We start from the raw sequence: 25264 nt of genomic DNA on the forward strand, positions 1-25264 counted from the left end.
CCCACCCGCGAGGACGCCAGGTCAGCGCGGGTGGGACGGCGCGGGAGCGCCGCTCCTCAGCCCCGCGGGACCCAGTTGTAGGCGGCCACCGTCGCCTCGCGGACGGCGGTCGCCAGCGGGCGCAGCGCCTCGTCGCGGGCCGCTGCCTGGGCGGTGGTGACCGCGGCGCCCGGGGCGTCGGCCATCGCCAGGTCCAGCACCTGGGAGAGCCGCTGCGCCCGGCCGAGCACCGACAGGGCCACCGGGTCGTGGTCGGCGGGCAGGCCGGGGGCGTGCACGGTCCGGGCCAGCCCGGCCAGCAGCCCGGGGACCTCGGGGTTCCACCGGGCGAGGTCCAGCGAGGCGAGCGTGCGGGCGGAGTCGCCGACGGCGAGGTCGAGCGCCCCGGAGACCGCCCGCAGGTTGCCCTCCACCGGGGGTGCCACGGGCGGTGCACCGTCGAGGGAGACGGCCGTCCAGGAGACCGCCTCGGGGCCCAGCGCCTCCGGCACGAGGGCGAGCCGGCTGCCGACGGCGGCCTGCCCGGCCTCCAGGCCGAGCGCCACCAGCTCCGGTACCGCCGGCAGGCCCCGGGTGTCCCCGGGCACCGGCAGCACCAGCCGCAGCCGCTGCTCGCCCAGGCCGCGCAGCGCGCTCAGCGCCCAGCCCAGCGGCACGGCCTCGTCGGTGCCGGGCAGCCCGACCACCCGATGGGCGGTCTCGCCCAGCAGGACGTCGAGCGCCTCGTCGTAGGAGCTGCGGCCGGTGAGCCAGGCGGTGGACCAGACGGCGAACCGGCCGGCGGCGATGTCGTGCACGGTGAACGAGGCTACGACGGCCCCGCCACCGGCCGGAGCGCGACCGACCGGGAGAGGTCCCGCGGGCGTGGGACGACGGCCGGACGGGGCCTTCGCGTGCCAGACTCGGAACGTGCCCGCCTGGTTGCTCTGGTTGATCGCCTCAGGCCTGTTCGCGGCCGGTGAGGTCGCCAGCCTGGACCTGGTCCTGCTCATGTTCGCCGGCGGCGCGTTGGGCGGCATGGGCGTCGCCCTGCTGGGCGGTGACCTGCTCCTGCAGGTGATCGCCTTCATCGTCGTCTCGGCCGGGCTGCTGGTCCTGGTCCGTCCCGTCGCCAAGCGGCACCTGGTCGACCGCACCCCCGAGCAGATCGACGGCGTCGCGACCTACGTCGGCCGGGAGGCGGTGGTCAGCCAGCGCGTGGACAACAGCGCGGGCCGGATCCGGCTGGGCCACGACGAGTGGACCGCGCGCACCCAGCTCGACGACGAGGCGTACGAGATCGGCGCCGAGGTCCGGATCGTGCAGATCGAGGGACCGATCGCCTACGTCAGCCACCTCTGACCCGATCCGGGTGACCGGACGCCGCAGGGGTGCCCGTCCGGCTCCGGACGGGGCAGGATCGGATCCCCGCACCACTCCCAGGAACGGAGCACCGCCCTCGTGACACCCGCCCTGATCGCTCTGATCGTGATCGCCGTCCTCGTGGCCTTCGTGCTGGCCAAGAGCGTGACGATCGTCCCGCAGGCGCAGGCGAAGGTGGTCGAGCGCCTCGGCCGGTACAGCCGCACCCTCTCGCCCGGCCTGGCGCTGCTCGTGCCGTTCGTCGACCGGGTGCGCGCGACGATCGACCTGCGCGAGCAGGTCATCTCCTTCCCGCCGCAGCCGGTCATCACCGCCGACAACCTCCAGGTCGGCATCGACACCGTCGTCTACTTCCAGGTCACCGACCCGCGCCTGGCCGTGTACGGGATCGCCAACTACATCACCGGCATGGAGCAGCTGACCACCACGACGCTGCGCAACGTCGTCGGTGGGCTGAACCTGGAGGGCGCGCTGACCGGCCGGGACGGCATCAACTCCCAGCTGCGCACCGTCCTCGACGGCACCACCGGGCCGTGGGGCCTGCGGGTGGCCCGGGTGGAGATCAAGGCGATCGACCCGCCGCCGTCCATCCAGGACTCGATGGAGAAGCAGATGCGCGCCGACCGCGACAAGCGCGCGGTCATCCTGACCGCCGAGGGCCAGCGGCAGTCGGCGATCACCACCGCCGAGGGCCAGAAGGCAGCCTCGATCCTCTCCGCGGAGGGCAAGAAGCAGGCGGCGATCCTGGACGCCGAGGCCGAGCGGCAGAGCCGGATCCTGCGGGCCGAGGGTGAGCGGGCGGCGCTGTTCCTGCAGGCCCAGGGCCAGGCGAAGAGCATCGAGACGGTGTTCCAGGCCATCCACGACGGCAAGCCCGACCAGGGCCTGCTGGCCTACCAGTACCTGCAGACGCTGCCGAAGATCGCCCAGGGCGACGCCAACAAGATGTGGATCGTGCCCAGCGAGTTCAGCAAGGCGCTGGAGGGGCTGTCCAAGCTCGGTGGTGGCGACGACGGCGACGGGGCCCGCAGCTGGCTCGACGTCGACGCGTCCTCCGGCGGGCAGGGCGCCGGGGCGACCCAGCCGCCGGCGTCCTCACTGGACACCAGCAGCTGGTTCGACTCGAACCTGCCGCCGGCCGCCGAGCAGCCCGAGGCCAAGATCTCGCTGTCCAGCATCGCCGACACGGCGAGCGAGACGACCCCGCAGATCCCGACGCCGCCACCGCTGTCCCAGGTCAAGCAGGACGTGCAGGAGAGCGGCCCCGCCGCCGACCCGCGCAACCGCCCCGCGGACGACGACCCGCTGCAGCTGCCGCCGTCCTGATGCGCTGAGACGCCGATGGCCCAGGACTCATCGAGTCCTGGGCCATCGGCGTCTCGTCCCCCCTCGGCGGGGCAGGCGTCGCCTAGTCCTTGAGCAGGCCCTCGCGGAGCTTGGCCAGGGTCTGGCTGAGCAGCCGGGACACGTGCATCTGGGAGATGCCGATGTCCGCGGCGATCTGCGACTGGGTCATGTTGCCGAAGAACCGCAGGATCAGGATCCGGCGCTCGCGGGGCGGGATGGTGGCCAGCAGCGGCTGCAGCGACTCCCGGTACTCCACGCCCTCCAGGGCCGCGTCCTCCTCGCCGAGGGTGGCCGCCAGGGTGGGGGAGTCCTCCTCACCGGAGAGCCGCTCGTCCAGCGAGCTGCTGCGGTAGGCGTTGGCCACCGCCAGGCCCTCGAGGACCTCCGCCCGGGGGATGCCGAGGTGCTCGGCCAGCTCGGACGGCGTCGGGGCGTGCCCGTTCTTCTGCGACAGCTCACTGACCGCCGCGTTCAGCGAGAGGTGCAGCTCCTGCAGCCGCCGGGGCACCCGCACCGACCAGCCCTGGTCGCGGAAGTGCCGCTTGATCTCACCGGTGATCGTCGGCACGGCGAAGGAGAGGAACTCCACCCCGCGGCTCGGGTCGAACCGGTCGATGGCGGCGATCAGACCGAGGGTGCCCACCTGGAGCAGGTCGTCGAACGGCTCGCCGCGGTTGCTGAACCGGCGGGCGAAGTGCCGCACCAGCGGCAAGTGCTCCTCGACCAGGATCTCGCGGAGTCGCTCCCGCCGCGGGTCGCCCTTGTCCAGGGTGGCCAGCTCGGCGAACAGCGGCGCGGTCCGCTCGGCCCGCTTCCGGTTGTCCGACATCGGCACCGGGTCGGCAACGGGCTCCGGCGTCGCCGCCGAGGACTCGGGGGAGGACTCCGTGGTGCCGGTGGGTCCGGTCGTCGTCTCGGACCCCTCGGCGGCGCCGGCGACCGGAGGGGCGTCGGCGGCGGGGGTCGGGGACCCGAGGGGCTCACCCGAGCCGAGGACGGCGTCGTCGGCAGCCGGGGAGTCCGGGGCAGCCGACCGCGTCACCGTGCGACCGACACGTCGGGGTCGGACTGCTCGGTCAGGGCGTCGATCGCGCTGTAGCGCCGCAGCTTCTTGACCAGGGTGATGCAGGCGACCGGCGTGGACTCGCCGCTGCCGGCCGCGACCGTCGCCTGGTTGCTCGGCCCGGCCTCGACCGTGTCGACCAGGGTGTGCAGCACCGCCCAGCCGAAGCCGTCGCGCGGGACGTCGACACCGGCCGCCGTCGGCACCCAGGCGTCGATCCGCAGACCGTCGCGGGCGGCCTCGAAGACGACCGTGAGAGGCGCGTCGCCCAGGGCGACGGAGGACAGCGTGGCGCAGGCCTCGTCGACCGCGAGCCGCAGGTCCTCGACCGCGTCGAGGTCGAAGTCCATCCGCATCGCCAGGTCACCGGTCATCGCCCGCACCGCAGGCAGCTGGGTCGGCGAGGTGGGGACCCGCAGTTCCAGCCGCTCGGTGCGCCGCTCGCCGGTGGCGGCGCCCGTCGTGTCGACCATGCGTCGTTCGCTCCTTCGTCGTCCCCGCGCCCTCGGACGAGAGCGCGGGCGTCCGTTCTCAGCGCACCCGCCGCGCGGCCCGCTCGGAGCACGGACCACGCGCGGTCGCTCGTCAGGTGTCGGGTCCGACGGTAGACGCACGGCCTGGCTCTGGTGCCCAGCGGGGCGCGCCCCCACACACCGATGTCCCGGCGACGTGGCCCGCGGCACCCGCCAGGGGGATCCGGTGACCGCTCGTGTTTGAGCCCACCCGGTCGTGCACATCCCTCCGGCGTGAGACTCCGGCGCAGTGACGTGCACGCCCCCGGCTGGACCCGGCGTCGCGCGGGCAAGGGGTTCTCCTACCAGGACGAGGACGGGGCGCTGATCAAGGACGACCGGCTGGACCGGTTGCGGGCCCTGGCCATCCCGCCGGCCTGGAAGGACGTCTGGATCTGCCCGTGGCCCAACGGCCACATCCAGGCGGTCGGCACCGACGCCGCCGGCCGGCGGCAGTACCGCTACCACGACGAGTGGCGGGTCAAGCGGGACGCCGCCAAGCACGAGCGCGTCCTGGAGATCTCCCACCAGCTGCCCGACGTCCGGGACGAGGTGGTGGCGGCGCTGCGCACCCGGGGGCTCAACCGCGAGCGGGTGCTGGCCTGCGCTGTCCGGTTGCTCGACCTCGGCGCGTTCCGGGTGGGCAGCGAGCAGTACGCCGAGGACAACGGCACCTACGGGCTGGCGACGCTGCGCCGCGAGCACGTGTCCGTGCGCGGGGAGCGGGTCTTCTTCCACTACACCGCCAAGGGCGGCATCGACCGGGAGGTCGAGCTGCTGGACCGGCCGACCGCCACCGTCGTCCGGCAGCTGCTGGAGCGCCCGGCGGACGAGGGGCAGGAGCTGCTCGGCTACCGGCTGGCCGACGGCAGCTGGCACGACGTGACCAGCGACGAGGTGAACGCCTACCTCAAGGAGGTCAGCGGCGCCGAGATCACCGCCAAGGACTTCCGCACCTGGACGGCGACGGTGATGATGGCCGCCACCCTGGCCGAGGCTCCGCCGCCCCGCAGCAAGACGGCACGGCAGAAGCTGGTGCGGCAGGCCTACGTCAAGGTCTCCGAGCAGCTGGGCAACACCCCGACGGTCTGCAAGAACAGTTACGTCGACCCGCGCGTGGTCGACCGGTACGAGCACGGCGAGACCGTCGTCGAGGCCCTCGCCGAGGCAGCGAAGGCACCCGACGACCGGACGGCGCAGCGCACCATCGAGACGGCGGTCTGCTCACTGCTCAGCGCCTGATGAAGGACCCCGCTGCCCCCCACCACTCGCAAGCTCGTGGCGGGACCCTGCAGCGGGGCCGAACGACGACGGCGCCCCACCCGGAGGTGGAGCGCCGTCGTCGTGTGTGCGAGAGGGGTCTTGCTCAGGCCTTCTCGGCGATCGTGAACAGGTCGATGAGGCCGGTGACCTCGAGCGGCCGGGTCACGGCGCGGGTGTTGGCCACCAGTCGCAGGCCGACGTCGCGCGAGCGGGCCGACTTCTGGGTCTCCACGAGCACGGCCAGGCCGGCCGAGCCGAGGAACTGGACACCGCACAGGTCGATCACCAGCGCGGTCGGCTGCTGCTCGAGCTGGGTGTCCAGCGACGCCCGCAGGACGGGGGCGGTGAAGGTGTCGACCTCGCCGACGACCGTCACGGTGACCGTGCCGTCGCCGTCGGTGGACGTCGACAGCGTGATCACGTCGTCGAAGGGTGCGTCGTTCGAGTCAGCCGGGGCTGACACGTCGCGCGAGCCCTCGGCGGGTGAGTCAGGTGAGGTCACGGACTGCAGCTCCTCTCAGCGGCGATGCCTGGCGGGTGCGCAGGTGCCCGGACAATGTACTGCGGTACACCGCCGAACCCGACGCGACCCGGGACATCGAGGTTCCGGACACGCCTCCCGAGGAGCTCTCGGGCAGGCCACGGCTGGCTGCTCAACCGTGGCGCCCAACCTAGTCGGGTCATGATCGCGGCACCAATCCAGTGCCCGACCGCCCGGTCACGCGGCCGGGCGGTCGACGCGCAGCGGGGCTCAGGTGCCCTCGACCACGTGGACGGCGCTCTCCTCGGGGCCCTCGCCGCCGACCGGCGCGTCGGCGAACGCCTCGACGTCGTCCCCGGTGCGGTTGGTGCCCGAGTCGCTCAGCCGATCGGTGTCCTCGTCCTGGTCGAGCTGCGCGAAGGCCCGATCGGGGTCCTCGGCGGGGCGCACGTCGGGGGCGTCCTCGGGGATCTCGCGCTCCAGCCGCCCGCTGAGCGACTCGCCCTCGGACTGCTCGCGCGCCGTCGTGCCGAAGTCGACGTCCTGGTGCTGGCGGTCACCGGGCTCGGGGGCGAACTCCGGGTCCTCGGCGCGGGCCATGGTCGGGCTGTCGTCCTGGGAGACCTCGGGGATGCCGTTGTCCTCGGGGAAGACGTCCCGGGCGGTCTGGCCCTCGGGGCCGACGTCGCCGCGGGAGCCGTCCGCCGTGCCGGTGAGCCCGCGCTCGTCGTCGGGGAACTCGGCGTCGTTCAGTGCGGAGTCGCGGGCAGCGCGGTCCGGGTCGGTCATGGGAGTGCCTCCGTTCTGCGCGCCTCGGCGGTGGGCGCGCTCGTCCGTCCGGTGGACGGCGGGAGCCGGTCGGGTGACCGGCGTCGTGGTCGGGCCCTACCCGGCCCGGTGCCGGGCATGCGTGATCCAGCTCCCGCCGCCGCATGGCACCGGGCGCCCCGGGTACCGGCGCGACATGGCGATCACAGACGAGGTGCAGCGGATCGGGCGACCGGTCCGTCGCTGGGCACGCACCCAGCAGGAGGAGTACACCCAGGGCGAGGCCCGGCCGCTCGGCGCGGACCTGGGGGCGATGGGCGTCTACCTGGGCCTGGTCGGGGCCGCGGCGACCGCCGTCCGGGCGTCCGGGCGGGAGCTGCCCAGCCGGATCCCCCTCGGCGACGCCGTCCTGCTCACCGTCGGCACCTTCCGGCTGGCCCGGCGGATCGCCAAGGACCCGGTGACCGCTCCGGTGCGCGCGCCGTTCGTCAGCTACCAGGGCACGTCGGGCGAGGCCGAGGTCGCCGAGGAGGTGCGCGAGCACGGGGGCGTGAAGCACGCCGTGGGGGAGCTGCTGACCTGCCCGTTCTGCATGGCCCAGTGGGTCGGCACGGGATTCGTGCTGGGCTACGTGGCCGCGCCCCGGGCGACCCGGCTGGCCGCGCTGACCATGACGATGGTGGCCGGCTCCGACGTGCTGCAGTTCGTCTACGACGCGATCCAGAACGGCGGGCTGCGGTCCGACGGCGGCGAGGAGGCCGGGAGCCTCACCGGTCAGGAGGTCTGACCGCGAGCTCCGCGTCACGCTGCGTGGCCGTCGGCTGCCGACGGCCCGCGGCGTGGCGGCGGCAGCGGGTCCCTCGACCGGGTGGGGCGCTGCGCTGGGTGACCGTCTCGGGCTGCCGCGGCGGCGTCCGGGCACCTATCCTGTGATCTTGTCGAGGCGGCGGGCGTCACCGGACCCCGCGGACAGGAGGCGGTCATGCGGTCGATCTGGCGCGGCGCGGTCTCCTTCGGGCTGGTCAGCATCGCGGTGAAGCTGTACTCCGCCACCGAGGACCACGACATCCGCTTCCACCAGGTGCACAAGGCCGACGGTGGCCGGGTCAAGTACCGCCGGGTCTGCTCGGTCGACGGCGAGGAGCTCGAGTACGGCGACATCGCCAAGGGCTACGAGCTGCCCGACGGCCAGCTGGTCGTGCTGACCGACGAGGACTTCGACCAGCTCCCGCTCGGCACCACGCACGAGATCGAGGTGCTCCAGTTCGTCGACCAGGAGCAGATCGACCCGATCCACTTCGAGAAGACCTACTACCTGGAGCCGGACGGCGTCGCGACCCGCCCCTACGTGCTGCTGCGCACCGCGCTGGAGAACGCCGGCCAGGTGGCGATCACCAAGATCGCCATCCGGCAGCGGGAGTCGCTGGCCGCGCTGCGGGTGCGCGAGGGCGTGCTGGTGCTGCACACCATGCGCTGGCCCGACGAGATCCGCCGCCCGGGCTTCAGCTTCCTCGACGAGGAGGTGCCGGTCCGGCCGCAGGAGCTCGCGATGGCCGAGTCGCTGATCTCCACGATGGCCGGCGACTTCGACGCCACCCAGTTCACCGACGACTACCGCGAGGCGATGACCGCGCTGCTGGAGGCCAAGCAGTCCGGCGGTGACGTGCAGCCCGCGCCCGAGGCCGCCGACGACGGCGGTGGTGCGGTGGTCGACCTGATGAGCGCGTTGCGGCGCAGCGTCGAGCGCGCCGGCGGCAGCGCCCCGGCCGCCGGCCCGGACGACACCGCGGACGACGAGCCGGACGCCGCCCCGGTGAAGAAGACGACGGCGCGGAAGCCGGCCAAGGCCGCCGAGGGGGAGAAGGCCCCGGCGAAGAAGGCGCCGGCCCGGAAGGCGGCGCCGAAGAAGGCCACAGCGAAGACGTCGGAGGGTGCGGGGGCCGGCGACGAGCCGGCGAAGCCCGCCAAGCGCACCTCCCGCCCGCGCAAGACCGCCTGACCCGGGGTGGCCGCCGTCGACCCGCTGGCCGCCTACCGGGCCAAGCGGGACCCGTCCCGCACGGCCGAGCCGGTGCCACCGGCCGGGCAGCCGCTGCCCACCGGGGACGACGACACCTTCGTCGTCCACGAGCACCACACGCCGCGCGGGCGCACCGGCGAGCGGGTGCACTGGGACCTGCGGCTCGAGCGGGGCGGGGTGCTGAAGAGCTGGGCGGTGCCGAAGGGCCCGCCCACCGAGCCAGGGGTGAACCGGCTCGCCGTGCCCACCGAGGACCACCCGCTGGAGTACGCCTCCTTCTCCGGCACCATCGCCGCCGGTGAGTACGGCGCCGGCGTCTCGACCATCTGGGACGCCGGCCGCTACGCCACCGAGACGTGGACCGACGACCACGTCACCGTGGCCTTCGACGGGCAGCGGCTCTCCGGCCGCTTCGTGCTCTTCCGGCTGCCCGACGGCAGCTGGGCGCTGCGCAAGCTGGACGCCGACCCGGTCACCGACGCGCCGGTGGCCGACGGGGTGCCGGAGGACCTGGTGCCGATGCTCGCCGCCATCGGGGAGCTGCCCCGGGACGACGACCCGCGCTGGGGCTACGAGTTCAAGTGGGACGGCGTCCGGGTGCTGGCGCACGTGCGGTCGGGGCGGGCGCGGCTGCGGGCGCGCAGCGGCAACGACGTCACGGCGACCTACCCCGAACTGCACGCCCTGCCCGCCGCGCTCGCCGGCCACGACGCGGTGCTGGACGGCGAGGTGGTGGCGCTGGACGCCCGTGGCCGGCCGGACTTCGGCCTGCTGCAGGGGCGGATGCACCGCACCGGCCCCGAGGTCGCCCGGCGGGCCGCCGCGGCACCGGTCAGCTACCTGCTGTTCGACCTGCTCGCGCTGGACGGGGAGAACCTCCTCGGGCTGCCCTACCGGGAGCGGCGGGCGCGGCTGGACGCCCTCGCGCCCGCCTCGGACCGCTGGGTCACCACCCCCTGGTTCCCGGGCGACGCCCCTGGGGTGGGCGCCCAGGTGCAGGCGGCCAGCCGGGAGAACGGACTGGAGGGCGTGGTGGTCAAGCGGCTGGACGCGCCCTACCGGCCCGGTGGCCGCGGGCCGGACTGGCGCAAGGTGAAGAACCTGCGCACCCAGTCGGTCGTCGTCGGTGGCTGGCGGCCGGGGGAGGGCCGGCGGGCCGGCGGCATCGGCTCGCTGCTGGTGGGCGTGCACGACGACACCGGGGCGCTGGTGTTCGCCGGCCACGTCGGCACCGGCTTCACGGCGAAGGCCCTGGCCGACCTCGAGCCCCTGCTCACCCCGCGGGCCGACCCACCGTTCACCGACACGCTGCCCCGCGAGGTCACCCGGGACGCGCACTGGGTCGAGCCGCGGCTGGTCGGCGAGGTCCGCTACGGCGAGTGGACGCGGGAGGGCCGGCTGCGCCACCCCGCCTGGCGTGGCCTGCGGGACGACGTCCGGCCCGGGGACGTCGTGGTGGAGCCCGGGTGAGCGAGCTCGCGAGCGAACCGATGAGCAGGGCGGCCCGCCGAAGGCGTTCGACGAGCGCCAGCGAGGAGATCGCGTGAGGCAGCGGGTGCAGATCGAGGGGCGGCAGCTCGAGGTGTCGAACCTGGACAAGGTGCTGTTCCCGGAGGTCGGGTTCACCAAGGCCCAGGTGATCGACTACTACGTGCGGATCGCGCCGGTGCTGCTGCCGCACGTGGCTCAGCGGCCGGTGACCTTCACCCGCTGGCCCTCCGGGGTCGACGGGCAGGCGTTCTTCGAGAAGAACAGCGCGCGGCACGCCCCGGAGTGGGTCCGGTCGGTGACGGTGCCCTCACCCGGCTCCTCGCGGGGGCGGGAGACGCTGGACATGGTCCTGCTCTCCGCCGTCCCGGACCTGGCCTGGTCGGCGAACCTGGCCGCGCTGGAGGTGCACGTGCCGCAGTGGCAGGTGGACGGCGCCGGCGTCGCCCAGCTGCCGGACCTGCTGGTGCTCGACCTGGACCCGGGGCCCGGGACCGGGGTCGTGGAGTGCGCCGAGGTGGCGCACCGGCTGCGGGACCAACTGGTCGCCGACGGGCTGGACCCGGTGGTGAAGACGTCGGGCTCGAAGGGCCTGCAGGTCTACGCCCCGATCGAGTGCGCCGACCGCGAGCACCCCAGCCGCTACGCCAAGGCGCTGGCCCAGGAGCTCACCCGGCAGACGCCGGAGGAGGTCGTCTGGCGGATGGAGAAGGCGCTGCGGCCGGGCAAGGTGCTGGTCGACTGGAGCCAGAACAACACCGCGAAGACGACGGTCGCGCCCTACTCGCTGCGGGCCCGGCCGCTCGCCACGGTCTCCACGCCGCTGCGCTGGGCGGAGGTCGACGCGCTGCGCGGAGGCGCCGACCCGGAGTCGGTCCGGTTCCGCACCGACGACGTCCTGACCCGGGTGGCCGAGCACGGCGACCTGTTCGACGTCGCCGACCGCACCCGCGCCGTCCTGCCCGCCGTCTGACCGAGGCGCGACGGCGGCGCTGCTGGTGACCGACCGGGCGGCGCCGGCATCGTCCTGTGGGTGGACGCCGGGATCAGCTCGCCGGCCGATGCGTGCGCACGCCCCCGGGCGGGACCCTGCTCCCATGATCGAGACCGCACCGGCGCCCACCGACCTCGCCTCCCCCCGCCCGCGGTGGTGGCTGCTCCTGGTGGTGGTGCTGGTCGTGGGCGCCGGCGGCGGCGTCCTGACCGAGTGGGCGCAGGGCGTGCTGGACGACCCGTGGGCGATGTGGGCGAACTCCATCGCCGCCTGGTGCCTGCCGGCCTTCCTCGTCGGCGCGCTCGCCCGCCGTCCCGGGACGGCGGTGGCGGCGGCGGTGGCGACCGAGTTCCTGCTCGTCGGCAGCTACTACGCCGCCCAGCTGGTGCAGGACCTGCCGGTCCGCAGCTCGGTGGTCGGGATCTGGCTGGTCGGCGGGGTGCTCGCCGGAGCCGTCTTCGGGACGGCGGGGGCCTGGTGGCGGCGCGGCGACGTCCCGGGCGCGACGGTGGGGGCCGCGCTGATCAGCGGGGTCCTGGTGATGGAGGGCTGCTACCGGGCGCAGGCCTTCCCGTGGCAGGGCGCCTCCGGGGTGGTGATGGCCGTCGCCGGTGCGGTGCTGGCCCTCCTGCTCGGCCGCACCTGGCGGCAGCGCGCCCAGGTCCTCGGGCTGCTCGTCCTCGTCGTCCCCCTGGGCTGGCTGGGCGTGCACCTGGTCAACGGCGCGTTCGCGGCGGTGTGACGGCAGGCCGCCCTGGCCCTCGCCGGGCCGGGTGGGGGCCGGCCGGGCGTGCTCTGGGACGATCTTGCGCATGTCTGCACCCCAGGACGCCCGCCTCACCGACGTCGGACGGCTGGTCGTCCGCTGTCCCGACCGGCCGGGCATCGTCGCGGTGCTCTCCGGGCTGATGGCCGAGGCCGGGGCCAACATCACCGAGTCCCAGCAGCACTCCTCGGACCCGCTGGGCGGCACGTTCACCCTGCGGCTGGAGTTCGTCCTCGCCGACCTGGCCACCCGCCGCGCCGAGCTGGAGGCGGCGCTCGCCGGGCTGGCGGGGGAGTGGCAGTTCGCCTGGCGGCTGACCGAGGCGGCGCACACCCCGCGGCTGGCGGTCTTCGTCTCCAAGGCCGACCACGTGCTGCAGGAGCTGCTCTACCGGGTCGACGCGGGTGACCTGCGGGCCGAGATCGCCGCGGTCGTCTCCAACCACCCCGACCTGGAGCCCGTCGCCCGGGCGCACGGGGTGCCGTTCCACCACGTACCGGTCACCCCCGACACCAAGGACGCCGCCGAGGCGCGCGCCCTGGAGCTGATCGGGGACGTCGACCTGGTCGTGCTGGCCCGGTACATGCAGATCGTCTCGGCCGACTTCTGCAGCCGCTTCCCGGAGCGGCTGATCAACATCCACCACAGCTTCCTGCCGGCCTTCGTGGGTGCGAACCCGTACCGGGCGGCCCACGACCGGGGCGTGAAGCTGATCGGGGCCACCGCGCACTACGTCACCGCAGAGCTCGACGCCGGCCCGATCATCGAGCAGGAGGTGGCCCGGGTCGACCACCGCGCCACCGTCGAGGACATGCGCCGGATCGGCCGCTACGTCGAGCGCCAGGTGCTGGCCCAGGCGGTCACCTGGCACGTGGAGGACCGCGTCGTCGTCGAGGGCGACCGCACCATCGTCTTCGCGTAGTTCTCGACGGCCCCGTGCAGGGGCCCGCCGCGAGCCTGCGAGTGGTGGGGGGCACGGGGTCTTTCTCTTGACTGAGTCAAGACAAGCCGGTTGACTGGTTGCTGATGGAGACGACCTGGGCAGAGCAGCTGCGGACGGCGGGGCTGCGTGTCACCCGGCCGCGGTTGTCGGTCCTCGGGGTGCTCGCCGAGCACCCGCACGTGGACGCCGAGACCATCGCCACCGCCGCGCGCACCGTCCACCCCTCGATCTCGCCGCAGGCGGTCTACGGGGTGCTCAAGGCGCTCGTCGGTGCCGGGATCGCCCGCCGCATCGAGCCGGCCGGTGGGCCTGCCCTGTACGAGCTGCGGGTCGGTGACAACCACCACCACCTGGTCTGCCGGGGGTGTGGGCTGATCGCCGACGTCGACTGCGTCGTGGGCCAGGCGCCCTGCCTGGCCCCGTCGGACGCGGCGGGCTTCGCCGTCGACGAGGCCGAGGTCGTCTTCTGGGGACTCTGCGCGAACTGCCAGCAGGACGCGGCGGTCGCGCGCAGGACGCACGTGCACGGTACGAGCAGTGCCATCGAAGAGGGAGTGACAGCATGACCGACGTCGCATCGCAGGGCCCCGCAGCGAGCGAGGCGGACCGGGCCGTCCTGACCAACCGTCAGGGCCACCCGATCTACGACAACCAGAACCAGCGCACGGTGGGCTCGCGTGGCCCGGCCACGCTGGAGAACTACCAGTTCCTCGAGAAGATCAGCCACTTCGACCGGGAGCGCATCCCGGAGCGCGTCGTGCACGCCCGCGGCGCCACCGCGTTCGGTGTCTTCGTGGCCGACGGCACCGTCGGCGACGAGCCGATCGCGAAGTACACCCGCGCCAAGCTCTTCTCCGAGAAGGGCAAGGAGACCGAGGTCGCGCTGCGCTTCTCCACCGTCGCCGGTGGCCGGGACTCCTCCGAAGCCGCCCGTGACCCGCGCGGCTTCGCGGTGAAGTTCTACACCGAGGACGGCAACTGGGACCTCGTCGGCAACAACCTGGGCGTCTTCTTCATCCGGGACGCCATCAAGTTCCCCGACTTCATCCACTCGCAGAAGCCCGACCCGGTGACCTTCGAGCGCCAGGTCGCCAACCGGGTCTTCGACTTCTGGTCGCAGTCGCCCGAGGCGCTGCACATGATGACGCTGGTGCTGAGCCCCCGTGGCCTGCCGGCGAGCTACCGCACCATGCAGGGCTTCGGCGTGAACACCTACAAGTGGGTCAACGCCGCCGGTGAGACGAAGCTGGTCAAGTACCACTGGCTGCCCAAGCAGGGCGTCAAGTCCTGGACCGAGGCCGACGCCGCGGTGGCGCAGGGCCAGGAGCTCGGCGTGCACACCAAGGACCTCTACGCGGCCATCGAGCGCGGCGATCACCCGTCCTGGGACCTGCACGTCCAGCTGATGGACGACCACGACCACCCGGAGCTGGACTTCGACCCGCTGGACGACACCAAGGTGTGGCCGGAGAACGAGTTCCCGCTGCGCAAGGTCGGCACCATGACGCTGAACCGCACGCCGCAGGACTTCTTTACCGAGAGCGAGCAGATCGCCTTCGGCACCGGTGTCCTCGTCGACGGGCTGGACTTCTCCGACGACAAGATGCTGGTCGGCCGGACGTTCTCCTACTCCGACACCCAGCGCTACCGGGTGGGCCCGAACTACCTGCAGCTGCCGGTGAACCAGCCCAAGGGCGCCAAGGTCGCCACCAACCAGCGCGACGGGGCGATGGCCTACGGCGTGGACCTCGGCCCCGGCCAGAACCCGCACGTCAACTACGAGCCGTCGATCCTGGGCGGCCTGCGTGAGGCCGAGTACCCCACGCACGACGAGCAGGGCCCGGAGATCAACGGCCGGCTCACCCGCAAGCGGATCGAGCGCACCGACGACTACACCCAGGCCGGCCAGCGCTACCTGCTGTCCGAGCAGTGGGAGAAGGACGACCTCGTCGCCAACCTGATCGCCAACCTGTCGCAGTGCGACCGGCCGATCCAGGAGCGGATGATGTGGCACCTCTTCATGGTCGAGGACGAGCTGGGCCAGCGGGTCGGCGACGGCCTGGGCATCAGCGCGGACGACGTCCGGGGCATGCCGCCGCTGCAGACCCAGACGCTGACCGAGGCCGAGCTGCAGCGCGCCGCCAACCTGGGCAAGAACGGCCCGCGCGACGTCTCGGGCCTGACCATGACGCACTGCGTGCCCAACGAGCACGTCGTCCTGGCCAAGTGAGCCACCGGGGCTGACGCCCCACCGCACCACACTGCGGGCCGCGACCGACCACGGTCGCGGCCCGCAGTGCTGTGTGCGGGACGGTCAGGCCTGGGCGGCGACCGGGTGGGCCGTGGCGTCCGGCGTCGGCTCGGTGGCCAGGTCGGCCTGCCACAGGTCGGGGCCGAACACCTCGTACTGGATGTCCCGGGCCGGGACGCCGCGGTCGATGAGCGCGTTGCGCGCCGCGCGCATGAAGGGCAGCGGACCGCACAGGTAGTACGCCGCGCCCTCGGGCAGGTCGACCGCGTCGAGGTCCATCGTCCCGGCGTGCACGCCGTCGGCGGGCAGCGAGCTGTCCGTGCCGCGCTCGTACCAGACGTGCATCGAGGCGTGGGGCAGCTGCCGGACGTCGGCGCTGACCTGCTCGCGCAGCGCGAAGGAGCCCTCGTCGAGGTCGGCGTGCAGCAGGGTGATCGGCAGCCGCGACCCGGCGGCGGTCAGGTGCGAGATCATCCCGGCCATCGGGGTGATCCCGATGCCGGCGCTGGCGAACACCACCGGGCGGCCGCTGTCGTCGAGCACGACGTCCCCGAAGGGCAGGGACAGGGTGAGCACGTCGCCCACCTGCGTCTGGTCGCACAGCAGGTTCGACACCTCGCCGTCGGGCTTCTCCCCGCCGCGCACCCGCTTGACCGAGAACTGGCGGTGCTCGCCGTCGTCGGCCCGGGTGAGGCTGTACTGCCTGGGCTGGTGGACGCCGTCGGGCATCTGCACCTTGACCGAGACGTACTGACCGGGCAGAGACGTCTTCACCAGCCGGTCGTCGATCCGCCTCACCCGGAAGGTGACGACGTCGGCGGTCTCCGCGGTCTTCTCCGCGACCTCCCAGTCGCGCCAGACCGTCTCCGGCCGCACCCCGCGGGAGCTGTAGAGCCCGCGCTCCATGTTGATCAGCGCGTAGGCCATCAGCCAGTAGACCTCGTCCCAGGCCGCGGCGACCTCGGGGGTGACGGCGTCACCGAGCACGTCGACGATCGCCCAGAACAGGTTGTCGTGGACGACGTCGTACTGCGCGGGGGTGATGCCCAGCGAGGCGTGCTTGTGCGCGATCCGGGCCAGCAGGTGCTCGGGCACCTGCTCGGGGTCCTGGACGAGGGCGCTGGCGAAGACGGCGACCGAGCCGGCCAGGGCCACCTGCTGGGTGCCCTCGGCCTGGTTGCCGCGGTTGAACGTGCCGTCGAGCAGTTCGGGGTGGGCATCGAAGAGGTGCGCGTAGAAGCGCCGGGCGATCTCCTCGATGTTCTCGCCGACGACCGGCAGGGTCGCCTCGATGACCGGACGTGATCGATCGGACAGCACCATGGGCTCCTTGCAGTGGTGGACGTTCCCCTCCTCCACCGGTGCGCGGGGCGACCGGCGGGGGGCCGTCCCCGAGTCTGCGTGCTGGGCTGCAGGAGCGCAGGAGGGCTTTGGTCCCGCGGGCACCTCGCCCGTGGACGCCCGCTCGTGCTGCGGCGGACCAGCGGCCCGGTCGGCCCGTCAGTCCGTCGGGCGGTCGCCGTCCTGCTCGGCGAGGAACCGCTCGAACTGCGCGCCGAGCTCCTCGCCGCTGGGCATCTCGCCGCCGAACCCGAGCAGGCCGGTCTCCTCGCGGGACGCGGCGAAGGAGTCGAACTGCTCCTCCAGGGCACTGACCACGGCGGTGTTCTCGCTGGAGCGGGCGATCTGCTCGTCGACCTCGGTGCGGTGCGCCTCGGCCGCCTCACGGAGCGTCTCGGTCGGCACGAGCAGACCGGTGAGCTGGGTGAGGTGCTCCAGCAGGGTGAGCGAGGCCGCCGGGTAGGTGGCCTGGGTCAGGTAGTGCGGCACGTGGGCGGCGATGCCGAGCGCGTCGACCCCGGCCTCGCCGAGCCGCAGCTCCAGCAGCGCGCCGACGCTGCCGGGGATGCGCATCTCCCCCCAGTAGAGGGGATAGGACTCGATCAGCTGCCGCCGCGTCGCGTGCGCGGTCACGGTCACCGGGCGGGTGTGCGGCACCGGCATCGGGATGGCGTGCAGCGCGACGGCCGAGGTCACGCCCAGCCGGTCGACCAGCTGCAGCACGGCGGCGACGAACCGCTCCCAGGCGAAGTCGGGCTCGGCGCCGTGCAGCAGCAGGAACGGCGTCCCGGCGTCGTCCTCCAGGGCGTACAGCCCGATCTCGGGGGAGGCGATCGACACGTAGCGGTCGCCGGAGAAGGTCATCCGCGGCCGGTGGCCCCGGTAGTCGACGAGCGCGTCGACGTCGAACCGGGCGATGAGCCGGTTCGGCAGCGCGTCGAGCAGGTGGGCGCCGGTCAGCGCGCCCGCGTGCGCGGCGTCGAAGTCGCCGGCCAGGTGGTGGACGAGCACCAGTCCGCGGCGCTCCTCGGGGCCGGACACCGCCGCCTCACGGGTGAGGAAGGGCTCGGCCTCGGGGAGCACCTCGACGAGGTCCTCCGGTCGCTGCGGCACGGGGCGTCCTCCTGACGGCTGGTGGGGCTGCACGGAAGCACCAGCCGCGCGGGCGGCCGGTGCATTCCCATGGTCCTCCCACCGGAGGAGCTCGGTCAGGTGCCGGGCGTGGTGTCGGCCGGTTCCCGCACCAGCTGGGACCCCGTGGCGTCACCGGTCAGCTGCCCTCGGGTGCCGTCGTCGGCGACCTCGGGGTTGTTGCCGTCGAGCACGTCCCGGCCGTAGCGGTAGGCGACCGCGATCAGCGCGGCCACCGGCACCGCCAGGAACGCCCCGATGATGCCGGCCAGGCTGGCGCCGGCGGTCACCGCGAGGATCACCACGGCGGCGTGCAGGTTGAGCCCGCGGCCCTGCAGGATCGGCTGCAGCACGTTCCCCTCGATCTGCTGCACCACGATGATCAGGCCCAGCACGATCAGCGCCGTGGTGAGGCCGCTGTCGACGAGTGCGATCAGGACGGCGAAACCGCCGGCGGTGAAGGCGCCGATGATCGGGATGAACGCACCGAAGAAGGTGAGCACGGCCAGCGGCAGCACCAGCGGCACGCCGAGGACGAGCAGCCCGACACCGATGAAGAAGGCGTCGACGAACCCGACGATGGCCTGCTGGCGGATGAACTCCGACAGGGTGCGCCACGTCTTCAGCGACAGCGCCGCGACGTGCGGGGCGGCCTGCGGGCCGGTCTGCGCGGCCAGCCACGGCACCCACTTGGGGCCGTCCTTGAGGAAGAAGAAGGTCAGCACCAGCGCCAGGAGGACGTTGATCAGCAGCCCGCCGATCGTGGTCGCCGTGGTCACGGCGTAGCCGGCGATGTTCTGGGCGTTGCTCTGCACCGAGTTGATGATCGAGTCGACGGCGTTGCCGACCTGCTGGTCGTCGATGTTGAACGGCGGACCGGCCAGGTAGTCCTGCACCTGCTCCAGGCCCTGGGTCACGCCGTCGGCGACCTCCTCGACCTGCCCGACCACCTGGGGCGCGATGACGGCGATGATGCCGCCGAACGCGCCCAGGAAGAGCAGCAGGACGACCAGCGACGCCAGCGCCGGTGGCCAGGAGTGGTGGCGGAGGAAGCGGACGAGCGGCCAGAGCACGGTGGTGAAGAGCAGCCCGAGGACGACGGGGAGCAGGACCACCCACAGCTCGCCGATGAGCCGCCCGACGATGATCAGGGCGATGACGATGAGGATCAGCTCGGCCGACAGGACGGCCACCCGCCGGGTGGCGGCCTGCAGCCGCCGGGCGCGCTCGGGCCCGGGGGCCGGCGCCCGGGTGGTGGCCATCTCGTGCTCGTCGGTGCCCGTGCTGGTGTCGGTGCTGGCGCTGATGTCGGCCCGGCGGGCGCCGGTGTCCTGGCCGTGCCCCTCGTCGGTCTCGGCTGCGGCGTCGGCGGGGCGTTCGTCGGGCATGTGGTGATCCCAACACACCCGCGCGGGTCCCACCGGGCGACAGGACGTGATCTGTGCGGCGTCCCGCCCGTCACCGCGCGGATCGTCGGAGGCGCGTCGTAGGTTCCCGGCATGCCGAAGACCGCCACCGCCGACCGGGTCGACCGCGAGGAGCTGCTCGCCTTCCTCCGCCCCCGGCACAAGGCCCTCCTGCTCACCCGCCGCAGCGACGGGAGCCCGCAGATGTCCCCGGTGACCTGTGGCATCGACGACCAGGGGCGGGTCGTGGTCTCCACGTACCCGCAGCGGGCCAAGGCGGTCAACGCCCGGCGTGACCCCCGGGTCTCGCTCTGCGTGCTCTCCGACGACTTCGACGGCGCCTGGGTGCAGGTGGACGGCCAGGCGGAGGTGCTCGACCTGCCCGCCGCCCTCGACCCGCTGGTCGACTACTTCCGGTCGATCAGCGGCGAGCACCCCGACTGGGACGAGTACCGCGCGGCGATGCAGCGCCAGGGCAAGTCGCTGCTGCGGGTCACCATCGAACGCTGGGGGCCGGTGGCCACCGGGGGCTTCCCGCCGGCGTCGTCCTGACCTGGCGCGACGGTCCGGTCAGTTCAACAAGGGCATGAGCTTGCCTTGGGCTGCGCAAGGTGCTGAACTTGCGTCATGCCCTACGTGCTGACGGTCGACCAGCGGGACAGCCGGAGCTCCCCGGACCGGGTGCCCGAGGTGCTGTCCGCGCTCGGCGGGGTGCCCGCCGTCCTGCGCTTCGAGCGCACCGTGGGTGACGAGGTCCAGGGCCTGCTCGACGACCCGGCCGTCGTGGTCGCCGTCGTCCGCCGGCTGGTGCGCGACGGCGGGTGGAGCGTCGGGATCGGGGCCGGCCCGGTGCACACGCCGCTCCCGGCGAGCACCCGGGCGGGTGCCGGCCCGGCGTTCGTCGCGGCCCGCGCCGCTGTCGAGGCGGCCAAGCGCCGGCCCGTCCGGCTCGCCGTGCGGGGGGTGGCTCCCGAGCCGGCGGCGGATGCGCAGGCGGTGCTGACCGCGCTGGCCGCGCTGGTCGAGCGGCGCAGTGACCAGGCCTGGGAGGCGATCGAGCTGGTGGAGGCCGGGCGCACGCAGGCCGAGGCGGCCACCGAGCTGGGGGTCACCCGCCAGGCGGTGGGGCAGCGGCTGGCAGCGGGCCTGTGGGACGTCGAGCGGGACCTGCACCCCGCGGCGGCCCGCCTGCTGGCCCGGGCGGCCGGATGAGCGTCGCTGCGCTGGTCGTGCTCGGCGTGCTGGCGGTGGTCGGCGCCGCGCTGACCCCGCACACCGACCGGCGGGGCAGCCGGTTCGGGGGAGTGGCGCTGGTGCTGCTGCTGGCCGCGGCGGCCGCGCTGGCCTGGCGGGCGGGCCGGGTGGGTGACGAGGTGGCGGTCGCCGGCCAGCTGCTGGCGGTCGCGTCCGCCGCGCTGGGCGGGGGCCCGGTGGCCACCGCCGTCCTCCGGGCCGCCGACCCGGACCGCGTGCCGGGACGGCGTCGCGCCTCGGACCCGGAGGTGCTCCGCGGCGGCGCCTGGATCGGCGTGCTGGAGCGGACCGCCATCGCGGTCACCGTGCTCGCCGGGTTCGCCGAGGGGCTCGCCGTGCTGATCGCGGTGAAGGGGCTGGGGCGGTTCAACGAGCTGAAGGCCCCGGTGGCGTCCGAGCGGTTCATCATCGGCACGCTGGCCAGCGGCCTGTGGGCCCTGGCCTGCGTCGGCGTCGCCCAGCTCCTGAGCGTGTAGCCGTCCTTCGGCCCCCGTGCAGGGCCCCGCCGCGAGCTTGCGAGTGGTGGGGGGCACGGGGGTCCTTCGATCAGTCCGAGAAGGTCTCGATCTGCGCGCCCATCTCGACCAGGCGTTCGTAGAGCTGCTCGTAGCCGCGGGCGATGATGTCGACGTTGCGCAGCACCGAGTCGCCCTTGGCGGCCAGCATCGCCAGCAGGATGCAGACCGCCGGGCGCAACGCCGGCGGGCAGACGATCTCCGCCGCCGACCAGCGCGTCGGCCCCTCCACCAGCACCCGGTGCGGGTCGAGCAGCCGCACGTCGGCGCCCAGCCGGGTCAGGTCGGAGAGGTGGATCGCCCGGTTGTCGTAGACCCAGTCGTGGATCAGCGTGCTGCCGGTGGCCGTCGCCGCGATCACCGCGAAGAACGGCAGGTTGTCGATGTTCAGCCCCGGGAAGGGCATCGGGTGCACCTTGTCGATGGGCGCCCGCAGCTGCGAGGGGTGGAGGGTGATGTCGACCAGCCGGGTGCGGCCGTTGTCGGCCGGGTACTCCGCTGACAGGTCGAAGGACAGGCCCATCTCGGCGAGGATGGCCAGCTCGATCTCCAGGAACTCGATCGGGGCCCGGCGCACGGTCAGCTCCGAGGAGGTCACGATCCCGGCGGTCAGCAGGCTCATCGCCTCGACCGGGTCCTCCGACAGCGGGTAGTCGACGTCGGCGTCGAGCACCGGCTTGCCGGTGACCACCAGGGTGGTGGACCCGAAGCCCTCGATGCGCACGCCCAGCAGCTCCAGGTACAGGCAGAGGTCCTGGACCATGTAGTTCGGGCTGGCGTTGCGGATGGTCGTCGTCCCGTCGTGGCGGGCGGCGGCCAGCAGGGCGTTCTCCGTCACGGTGTCCCCGCGCTCGGTCAGCACGATCGTCCGGTCCCGGGCCACCGGCGGGGCGACGGTCGCCCGGTACTCCCCGGCGTGCGCCTCGACCTCCAGACCGAAGGGGCGCAGCGCGATCATGTGCGGCTCGACGGTGCGGGTGCCGAGGTCGCAGCCGCCGGCGTAGGGCAGCCGGAAGTCCTCGGCCCGGTGCAGCAGCGGCCCCAGGAACATGATGATGCTGCGGGTGCGCCGGGCCGCGTCGGCGTCGATCGCGGACAGGTCGAGCTGCTCGGGGACGACGAGGGTGAGGTCCCGGCCGGCGGCGTCCCAGGAGGCCGAGACGCCGATCGAGGTGAGCACGTCGAGGATCCGGTCGACCTCGACGATGCGGGAGACGTTGCGCAGCGTCGTCCGGCCGCGGTTGAGCAGTGCGGCGCACAGCAGCGCCACGGCCGCATTCTTGGACGACTTCACCGTGACGCTGCCCGACAGGGGCGTGCCACCGCGGACCCGCAGGTGGGTGGGGCCGCTGCGGCCGACGCTGATCAGCTCGCTGTCCAGCGCGGCCGACAGCCGGCCCAGCAGCTCGAGGGTGAGGTTCTGGTTGCCCTGCTCGATCCGGGCGATGGCGCTCTGGCTGGTGCCCAGCCGCTCGGCCAGCTGGAGCTGGGTGAGGCCGTGGTGCCGCCGGGCGTCCCGGACGAGGGCACCGATCTGGCGCAGGGACTGGGTCGTGGTGTCCTCGGTCAGCGTCATCGCGGGTCACGCTATCTCACAAGTGATATCCGGACGATCGTGGCGCGGAGGTGGGGCGTCCGCCACGATGAGCCATGGTCTTCTGGGTCGCGATCGGCGTCGTGCTCACCGTCCTGCTCGCGGTGTCCTGGTGGATGGACCACTCGGCCCGGCGCCGCGGGTCCCGGTCGCTGCACCACTCCGACGTCTGGCGCGAGGTCCGGGAGGGGCGCCGGGACGCCGAGGTGGTCAGCCCCTTCGTGCGGGACAACTCGTGGACGAGCTGGAACCGGCGGAACCGCCGCTGACCCCTCCATCGAGGGGGGCGGGTGTCGAACGGGTGGTCACCGGACATGATGGGGAGGCCGGAGACCGGCCCATGCCTGCGAGGAGAACCCGTGACCCAAGCCCCGGTGCCGACCGGTTCCGTGTCCCACCCGGAGCTGCTGGCCGTCTACGTCAACGACCACCTCGCCGCGGCCGCCGGGGGGATCGAGCTCGTCTCCCGGATGATCGGCGTGCACCGCGGGACCGACCGCGAGCAGCCCCTCCGCCAGCTGCTCGACGAGCTGCGCGAGGAGAAGGCCGCGATCACCGGGATCGCGCAGGCCCTGGACTTCCCGGTGCGCCAGTACAAGCAGGTGGCCACCTGGGTCGCCGAGAAGGCGAGCCGGGCGAAGCTGAACGGGCACCTGCTCACCCGGTCCCCGTCCAGCGACCTGGTCGAGTTCGAGTTCCTCGCCTCTGCCGTGCGGGGCAAGCGCAGCGGCTTCGAGACCCTGCGCATCGCCGCCACCGTCGACAGCCGGATCGACGCCGACCTGCTCGACCGGCTGATCCGGCAGGCCAACCGCCAGCACGACTGGGTCACCGAGGTCCGCCGGGACGTGGCTGCGAGCGTCTTCGGTGGCGACCCGTCCGCACCGGACTCCGCTGCCGACGGCGGCAACGGTGACGACGGCGGGGGCGACGACAGCGGGGCGGGGGACCGCCAGGGCTGAGCTGCCGCTGCGCGGCGGGCGGGCCGGCGGTAGACACGTCGGCATGTGTCATGACCACGACAGCCGCCCGCCCGCCCCGCCCACCGTCGGGGCGGTCGCCGAGCGGGGCACCCTCACGCTGACCGCGGCCGACGGCACCCGGTTCTCCGCCGCCTACGCCGCGCCGGCGACCCCACCGCGCGCCGGGGTCGTCCTGCTGCCCGACGTCCGTGGCCTGCACCCGTACTACGTCGCCCTCGCCGAGCGGTTCGCCGAGGCCGGGCTGGCGGCGGTGGCCATCGACTGGTTCGGCCGCACCGCGGGGATCGCCGAGGACGGCACCCGCGAGGAGGACTTCGACTGGCAGGCGCACATCCCGCAGACCACGCCGGCCGGGGTCGACGCGGACACCGCCGCGGGGATCGAGTACCTGCGCAGCCGCACGGACCCGGCGCTGCCGGTGGTGACCGTGGGGTTCTGCTTCGGCGGCAGCCACGCCTGGCGGCAGTCGGCCGGCGGCCTCGACCTGGCCGGCAGTGCCGGCTTCTACGGTCGCCCGAGCCTGGTGGGTGACGCCGCGGACGGGGCCCGCAGGCCCGTGGTGATGATCATCGCCGGTGCGGACAGCGCCACCCCGGTCGCGGAGCAGCGGCAGCTGGCCGCCCGGATGCGCGCGGCCGGCGCCGACGTCGACGAGGTCGTCTACGACGGGGCGCCGCACTCCTTCTTCGACCGGTCGTTCGACGAGTGGGCCGAGGCCTGCCAGGACGCCTGGCGGCACGTGCTCGCCCTCACCGATCGGGTGAGCCGCGCCTGAGCTGCCGGCCGGGTCGCGGTGCCGGGCTCCTACCCTCGGTGCCGTGACCGACCCGGAGCCGTCCCCGCAGCCCATCGACCCCGGCGTCATCGCCCTGGCCGCGAAGGTCTTCGACCTGGCGCGCGAGGGCGACACCGACCAGCTGGTGGCCTACCTCGACGCCGGCGTGCCGGCCAACCTGACCAACGACAAGGGCGACACGCTGCTCATCCTCTCCGCCTACCAGGGCCGCGCCTCCACGGTCGCCGCCCTGCTGGAGCGGGGGGCCGACCACACCCGGGCCAACGACCGGGGCCAGACGGCGCTGGCCGCCGCCGTCTTCAAGCAGTCGGCGGAGACGGTGCGCAGCCTGCTCGCCGCCGGCGCGGACCCCGACGACGGGCAGCCCAGTGCCCGCGCCACGGCCCAGTTCTTCGACCTGCCCGAGATGACCGCGCTGCTGGAGGGCCGGACCGCCTGAGCCGGCGGGGTCAGTCGCCCTGGTCGCGCAGGACCCGCAGGACGCCGGCGAGACCCTGCCGCAGCGCGGCCAGCTCGGCCGGGCGCAGCGCCTGCAGGACGGCGGCGTCGGTCTCCACGTCCGAGGCCATCAGCCGCCGGACCACCCGGACCCCGGCCCGGGTGGGGGTGAGCACGCGGCCCCGGCCGTCCCGGCTGTCCGGCGTCCGCTCGACCATGTCGGCGCGGACCAGCCGGTCGACCAGCCCGGTCGTGGTGGCCGCGCTGACCCCGAGCAGCTCGCTGAGGCGCAGCGGCGTCGTCGCCCCCTCGATGACCAGGAAGGTGAGCCCGCGCAGCTGCTGCACGGTGAGCGGGGTGTCCAGCAGCGGGCCGAGACGGTGGCGCATGCCGTAGTCGCCGATCTCCGCACCCAGGCAGAGGACCGCCAGCACCTCGGCGGGGAGGTCCCGCCACCCCTCGGGCCAGTCGTCGGGCACGTCCTCCGGGTGTGGCAGGGGGGCCTCGGTGGTCATCGTCGCCTCCTCCTGACGGGCGTGGGCCGGGAC

At 73.7% G+C, this 25264-nt stretch carries 28 protein-coding genes; 18 read left to right on the top strand and 10 right to left on the bottom strand.

What is annotated here, in order from left to right; translation table 11 throughout:
• Positions 1 to 56: 56 nt before the first annotated feature.
• On the bottom strand, positions 57 to 797 hold the full coding sequence (locus tag FB380_RS15530; protein ID WP_166755827.1) for a hypothetical protein: 741 nt from the start codon (positions 795 to 797) through the stop codon (positions 57 to 59).
• Between the two features lie 112 nt (positions 798 to 909).
• Between FB380_RS15530 and FB380_RS15535 the strand changes: the two genes are divergently transcribed.
• On the top strand, positions 910 to 1341 hold the full coding sequence (locus FB380_RS15535; protein ID WP_166755828.1) for an NfeD family protein: 432 nt from the start codon (positions 910 to 912) through the stop codon (positions 1339 to 1341).
• Between the two features lie 99 nt (positions 1342 to 1440).
• Positions 1441 to 2688, top strand: a complete 1248-nt coding sequence (locus FB380_RS15540) for an SPFH domain-containing protein (RefSeq protein ID WP_166755829.1) — start codon at positions 1441 to 1443, stop codon at positions 2686 to 2688.
• Positions 2689 to 2770: 82 nt separating this feature from the next.
• Here FB380_RS15540 and FB380_RS15545 read toward each other — a convergent pair whose 3' ends face one another.
• The gene (locus FB380_RS15545) at positions 2771 to 3751 is read right to left on the bottom strand and encodes an RNA polymerase sigma factor SigF (RefSeq protein ID WP_166755830.1); all 981 of its coding nucleotides are present in this window, start codon (positions 3749 to 3751) and stop codon (positions 2771 to 2773) included.
• Positions 3748 to 4245, bottom strand: coding sequence for an ATP-binding protein (locus FB380_RS15550; protein ID WP_166755831.1), 498 nt, complete (start codon positions 4243 to 4245; stop codon positions 3748 to 3750). Before FB380_RS15550 ends, FB380_RS15545 begins: the two co-directional genes overlap by 4 nt.
• A gap of 273 nt (positions 4246 to 4518) precedes the next feature.
• Between FB380_RS15550 and FB380_RS15555 the strand changes: the two genes are divergently transcribed.
• The gene (locus FB380_RS15555; RefSeq protein WP_229681910.1) at positions 4519 to 5526 is read left to right on the top strand and encodes a DNA topoisomerase IB; all 1008 of its coding nucleotides are present in this window, start codon (positions 4519 to 4521) and stop codon (positions 5524 to 5526) included.
• A gap of 124 nt (positions 5527 to 5650) precedes the next feature.
• Here FB380_RS15555 and FB380_RS15560 read toward each other — a convergent pair whose 3' ends face one another.
• Both FB380_RS15560 and FB380_RS15565 read right to left on the bottom strand, forming a co-directional pair.
• Positions 5651 to 6049 (bottom strand): STAS domain-containing protein, encoded by a 399-nt coding sequence (locus FB380_RS15560; protein WP_166755832.1) that lies wholly within the window; start codon positions 6047 to 6049, stop codon positions 5651 to 5653.
• Between the two features lie 249 nt (positions 6050 to 6298).
• Positions 6299 to 6817, bottom strand: coding sequence for a hypothetical protein (locus FB380_RS15565; RefSeq protein ID WP_166755833.1), 519 nt, complete (start codon positions 6815 to 6817; stop codon positions 6299 to 6301).
• 175 nt (positions 6818 to 6992) lie between these two features.
• Between FB380_RS15565 and FB380_RS15570 the strand changes: the two genes are divergently transcribed.
• From FB380_RS15570 to FB380_RS15605, 8 genes are all read left to right on the top strand, one after another.
• Positions 6993 to 7583, top strand: coding sequence for a DUF1360 domain-containing protein (locus FB380_RS15570; RefSeq protein WP_166755834.1), 591 nt, complete (start codon positions 6993 to 6995; stop codon positions 7581 to 7583).
• Between the two features lie 195 nt (positions 7584 to 7778).
• Positions 7779 to 8795: a non-homologous end joining protein Ku gene (gene ku / locus FB380_RS15575; protein WP_166755835.1), complete on the top strand. Its 1017-nt coding sequence runs from the start codon at positions 7779 to 7781 to the stop codon at positions 8793 to 8795.
• A gap of 6 nt (positions 8796 to 8801) precedes the next feature.
• A complete protein-coding gene (gene ligD / locus FB380_RS15580) occupies positions 8802 to 10286 on the top strand; it encodes a non-homologous end-joining DNA ligase (protein WP_166755836.1) in 1485 nt (494 codons plus the stop codon).
• 73 nt (positions 10287 to 10359) lie between these two features.
• Complete coding sequence (gene ligD / locus FB380_RS15585; protein WP_166755837.1) at positions 10360 to 11277, top strand: non-homologous end-joining DNA ligase; 918 nt, start codon at positions 10360 to 10362, stop codon at positions 11275 to 11277.
• 124 nt (positions 11278 to 11401) lie between these two features.
• Positions 11402 to 12040, top strand: coding sequence for a DUF6518 family protein (locus FB380_RS15590; protein WP_166755838.1), 639 nt, complete (start codon positions 11402 to 11404; stop codon positions 12038 to 12040).
• A gap of 70 nt (positions 12041 to 12110) precedes the next feature.
• Positions 12111 to 12986: a formyltetrahydrofolate deformylase gene (gene purU / locus FB380_RS15595; protein WP_166755839.1), complete on the top strand. Its 876-nt coding sequence runs from the start codon at positions 12111 to 12113 to the stop codon at positions 12984 to 12986.
• A gap of 104 nt (positions 12987 to 13090) precedes the next feature.
• Positions 13091 to 13573 (top strand): Fur family transcriptional regulator, encoded by a 483-nt coding sequence (locus FB380_RS15600; RefSeq protein ID WP_166755840.1) that lies wholly within the window; start codon positions 13091 to 13093, stop codon positions 13571 to 13573.
• A complete protein-coding gene (locus FB380_RS15605; protein WP_166755841.1) occupies positions 13570 to 15237 on the top strand; it encodes a catalase in 1668 nt (555 codons plus the stop codon). The genes FB380_RS15600 and FB380_RS15605 overlap by 4 nt, the downstream gene beginning before the upstream one ends.
• An 84-nt stretch (positions 15238 to 15321) precedes the next feature.
• Here the strand turns inward: FB380_RS15605 and FB380_RS15610 are convergent, their stop codons facing one another.
• The 3 genes from FB380_RS15610 to FB380_RS15620 all read right to left on the bottom strand — a co-directional run bounded on the left by FB380_RS15610 (position 15322) and on the right by FB380_RS15620 (position 19118).
• Positions 15322 to 16581 carry a globin domain-containing protein gene (locus tag FB380_RS15610; RefSeq protein WP_208382874.1) on the bottom strand — a complete coding sequence of 420 codons (1260 nt, stop codon included), beginning with the start codon at positions 16579 to 16581 and terminating at the stop codon, positions 15322 to 15324.
• Between the two features lie 177 nt (positions 16582 to 16758).
• Positions 16759 to 17712 (bottom strand): proteasome assembly chaperone family protein, encoded by a 954-nt coding sequence (locus FB380_RS15615; RefSeq protein WP_166755842.1) that lies wholly within the window; start codon positions 17710 to 17712, stop codon positions 16759 to 16761.
• Between the two features lie 95 nt (positions 17713 to 17807).
• Positions 17808 to 19118 (bottom strand): AI-2E family transporter, encoded by a 1311-nt coding sequence (locus FB380_RS15620; protein ID WP_166755843.1) that lies wholly within the window; start codon positions 19116 to 19118, stop codon positions 17808 to 17810.
• Positions 19119 to 19229: 111 nt separating this feature from the next.
• Between FB380_RS15620 and FB380_RS15625 the strand changes: the two genes are divergently transcribed.
• The 3 genes from FB380_RS15625 (at position 19230) to FB380_RS15635 (ending at position 20866) form a co-directional block, all read left to right on the top strand.
• Positions 19230 to 19688: a PPOX class F420-dependent oxidoreductase gene (locus tag FB380_RS15625; protein WP_166755844.1), complete on the top strand. Its 459-nt coding sequence runs from the start codon at positions 19230 to 19232 to the stop codon at positions 19686 to 19688.
• Positions 19689 to 19763: 75 nt separating this feature from the next.
• Positions 19764 to 20348: an RNA polymerase sigma factor gene (locus tag FB380_RS15630; RefSeq protein WP_166755845.1), complete on the top strand. Its 585-nt coding sequence runs from the start codon at positions 19764 to 19766 to the stop codon at positions 20346 to 20348.
• Positions 20345 to 20866 carry a hypothetical protein gene (locus tag FB380_RS15635; RefSeq protein ID WP_166755846.1) on the top strand — a complete coding sequence of 174 codons (522 nt, stop codon included), beginning with the start codon at positions 20345 to 20347 and terminating at the stop codon, positions 20864 to 20866. Before FB380_RS15630 ends, FB380_RS15635 begins: the two co-directional genes overlap by 4 nt.
• A gap of 70 nt (positions 20867 to 20936) precedes the next feature.
• Here the strand turns inward: FB380_RS15635 and FB380_RS15640 are convergent, their stop codons facing one another.
• Positions 20937 to 22481, bottom strand: coding sequence for a helix-turn-helix domain-containing protein (locus FB380_RS15640; protein WP_166755847.1), 1545 nt, complete (start codon positions 22479 to 22481; stop codon positions 20937 to 20939).
• Between the two features lie 74 nt (positions 22482 to 22555).
• On the opposite strand from FB380_RS15640, the gene FB380_RS15645 reads away from it, so the two are divergent.
• The 4 genes from FB380_RS15645 (at position 22556) to FB380_RS15660 (ending at position 24717) form a co-directional block, all read left to right on the top strand.
• On the top strand, positions 22556 to 22768 hold the full coding sequence (locus FB380_RS15645) for a hypothetical protein (protein ID WP_166755848.1): 213 nt from the start codon (positions 22556 to 22558) through the stop codon (positions 22766 to 22768).
• Positions 22769 to 22858: 90 nt separating this feature from the next.
• Entirely contained in the window at positions 22859 to 23461 is a 603-nt protein-coding gene (locus tag FB380_RS15650) for a hypothetical protein (RefSeq protein WP_166755849.1), read from the top strand.
• Between the two features lie 43 nt (positions 23462 to 23504).
• Positions 23505 to 24257: a dienelactone hydrolase family protein gene (locus FB380_RS15655; RefSeq protein ID WP_166755850.1), complete on the top strand. Its 753-nt coding sequence runs from the start codon at positions 23505 to 23507 to the stop codon at positions 24255 to 24257.
• Positions 24258 to 24300: 43 nt separating this feature from the next.
• Positions 24301 to 24717, top strand: a complete 417-nt coding sequence (locus FB380_RS15660; protein ID WP_166755851.1) for an ankyrin repeat domain-containing protein — start codon at positions 24301 to 24303, stop codon at positions 24715 to 24717.
• Positions 24718 to 24727: 10 nt separating this feature from the next.
• Here the strand turns inward: FB380_RS15660 and FB380_RS15665 are convergent, their stop codons facing one another.
• On the bottom strand, positions 24728 to 25231 hold the full coding sequence (locus FB380_RS15665) for a MarR family winged helix-turn-helix transcriptional regulator (RefSeq protein WP_166755852.1): 504 nt from the start codon (positions 25229 to 25231) through the stop codon (positions 24728 to 24730).
• Positions 25232 to 25264: the final 33 nt, after the last annotated feature.

Origin of the sequence: Modestobacter marinus (assembly GCF_011758655.1) — a bacterium.
Taxonomy (GTDB): Bacteria; Actinomycetota; Actinomycetes; order Mycobacteriales; family Geodermatophilaceae; genus Modestobacter; species Modestobacter marinus.

What these genes read in the sequence shown, in the direction of transcription:
- FB380_RS15630 (WP_166755845.1), top strand. Translation starts at nt 19,764, where the DNA reads ATGCCCTACGTGCTGACGGTCGACCAGCGGGACAGCCGGAGCTCCCCG.
- FB380_RS15655 (WP_166755850.1), top strand. Translation starts at nt 23,505, where the DNA reads ATGTGTCATGACCACGACAGCCGCCCGCCCGCCCCGCCCACCGTCGGG.
- FB380_RS15635 (WP_166755846.1), top strand. Translation starts at nt 20,345, where the DNA reads ATGAGCGTCGCTGCGCTGGTCGTGCTCGGCGTGCTGGCGGTGGTCGGC.
- FB380_RS15605 (WP_166755841.1), top strand. Translation starts at nt 13,570, where the DNA reads ATGACCGACGTCGCATCGCAGGGCCCCGCAGCGAGCGAGGCGGACCGG.
- FB380_RS15645 (WP_166755848.1), top strand. Translation starts at nt 22,556, where the DNA reads ATGGTCTTCTGGGTCGCGATCGGCGTCGTGCTCACCGTCCTGCTCGCG.
- FB380_RS15600 (WP_166755840.1), top strand. Translation starts at nt 13,091, where the DNA reads ATGGAGACGACCTGGGCAGAGCAGCTGCGGACGGCGGGGCTGCGTGTC.
- FB380_RS15665 (WP_166755852.1), bottom strand. Translation starts at nt 25,231, where the DNA reads ATGACCACCGAGGCCCCCCTGCCACACCCGGAGGACGTGCCCGACGAC.
- ku (WP_166755835.1), top strand. Translation starts at nt 7,779, where the DNA reads ATGCGGTCGATCTGGCGCGGCGCGGTCTCCTTCGGGCTGGTCAGCATC.
- FB380_RS15640 (WP_166755847.1), bottom strand. Translation starts at nt 22,481, where the DNA reads ATGACGCTGACCGAGGACACCACGACCCAGTCCCTGCGCCAGATCGGT.
- FB380_RS15590 (WP_166755838.1), top strand. Translation starts at nt 11,402, where the DNA reads ATGATCGAGACCGCACCGGCGCCCACCGACCTCGCCTCCCCCCGCCCG.
- FB380_RS15550 (WP_166755831.1), bottom strand. Translation starts at nt 4,245, where the DNA reads ATGGTCGACACGACGGGCGCCGCCACCGGCGAGCGGCGCACCGAGCGG.
- FB380_RS15625 (WP_166755844.1), top strand. Translation starts at nt 19,230, where the DNA reads ATGCCGAAGACCGCCACCGCCGACCGGGTCGACCGCGAGGAGCTGCTC.
- purU (WP_166755839.1), top strand. Translation starts at nt 12,111, where the DNA reads ATGTCTGCACCCCAGGACGCCCGCCTCACCGACGTCGGACGGCTGGTC.
- FB380_RS15610 (WP_208382874.1), bottom strand. Translation starts at nt 16,581, where the DNA reads ATGGTGCTGTCCGATCGATCACGTCCGGTCATCGAGGCGACCCTGCCG.
- FB380_RS15620 (WP_166755843.1), bottom strand. Translation starts at nt 19,118, where the DNA reads ATGCCCGACGAACGCCCCGCCGACGCCGCAGCCGAGACCGACGAGGGG.
- FB380_RS15565 (WP_166755833.1), bottom strand. Translation starts at nt 6,817, where the DNA reads ATGACCGACCCGGACCGCGCTGCCCGCGACTCCGCACTGAACGACGCC.
- FB380_RS15570 (WP_166755834.1), top strand. Translation starts at nt 6,993, where the DNA reads ATGGCGATCACAGACGAGGTGCAGCGGATCGGGCGACCGGTCCGTCGC.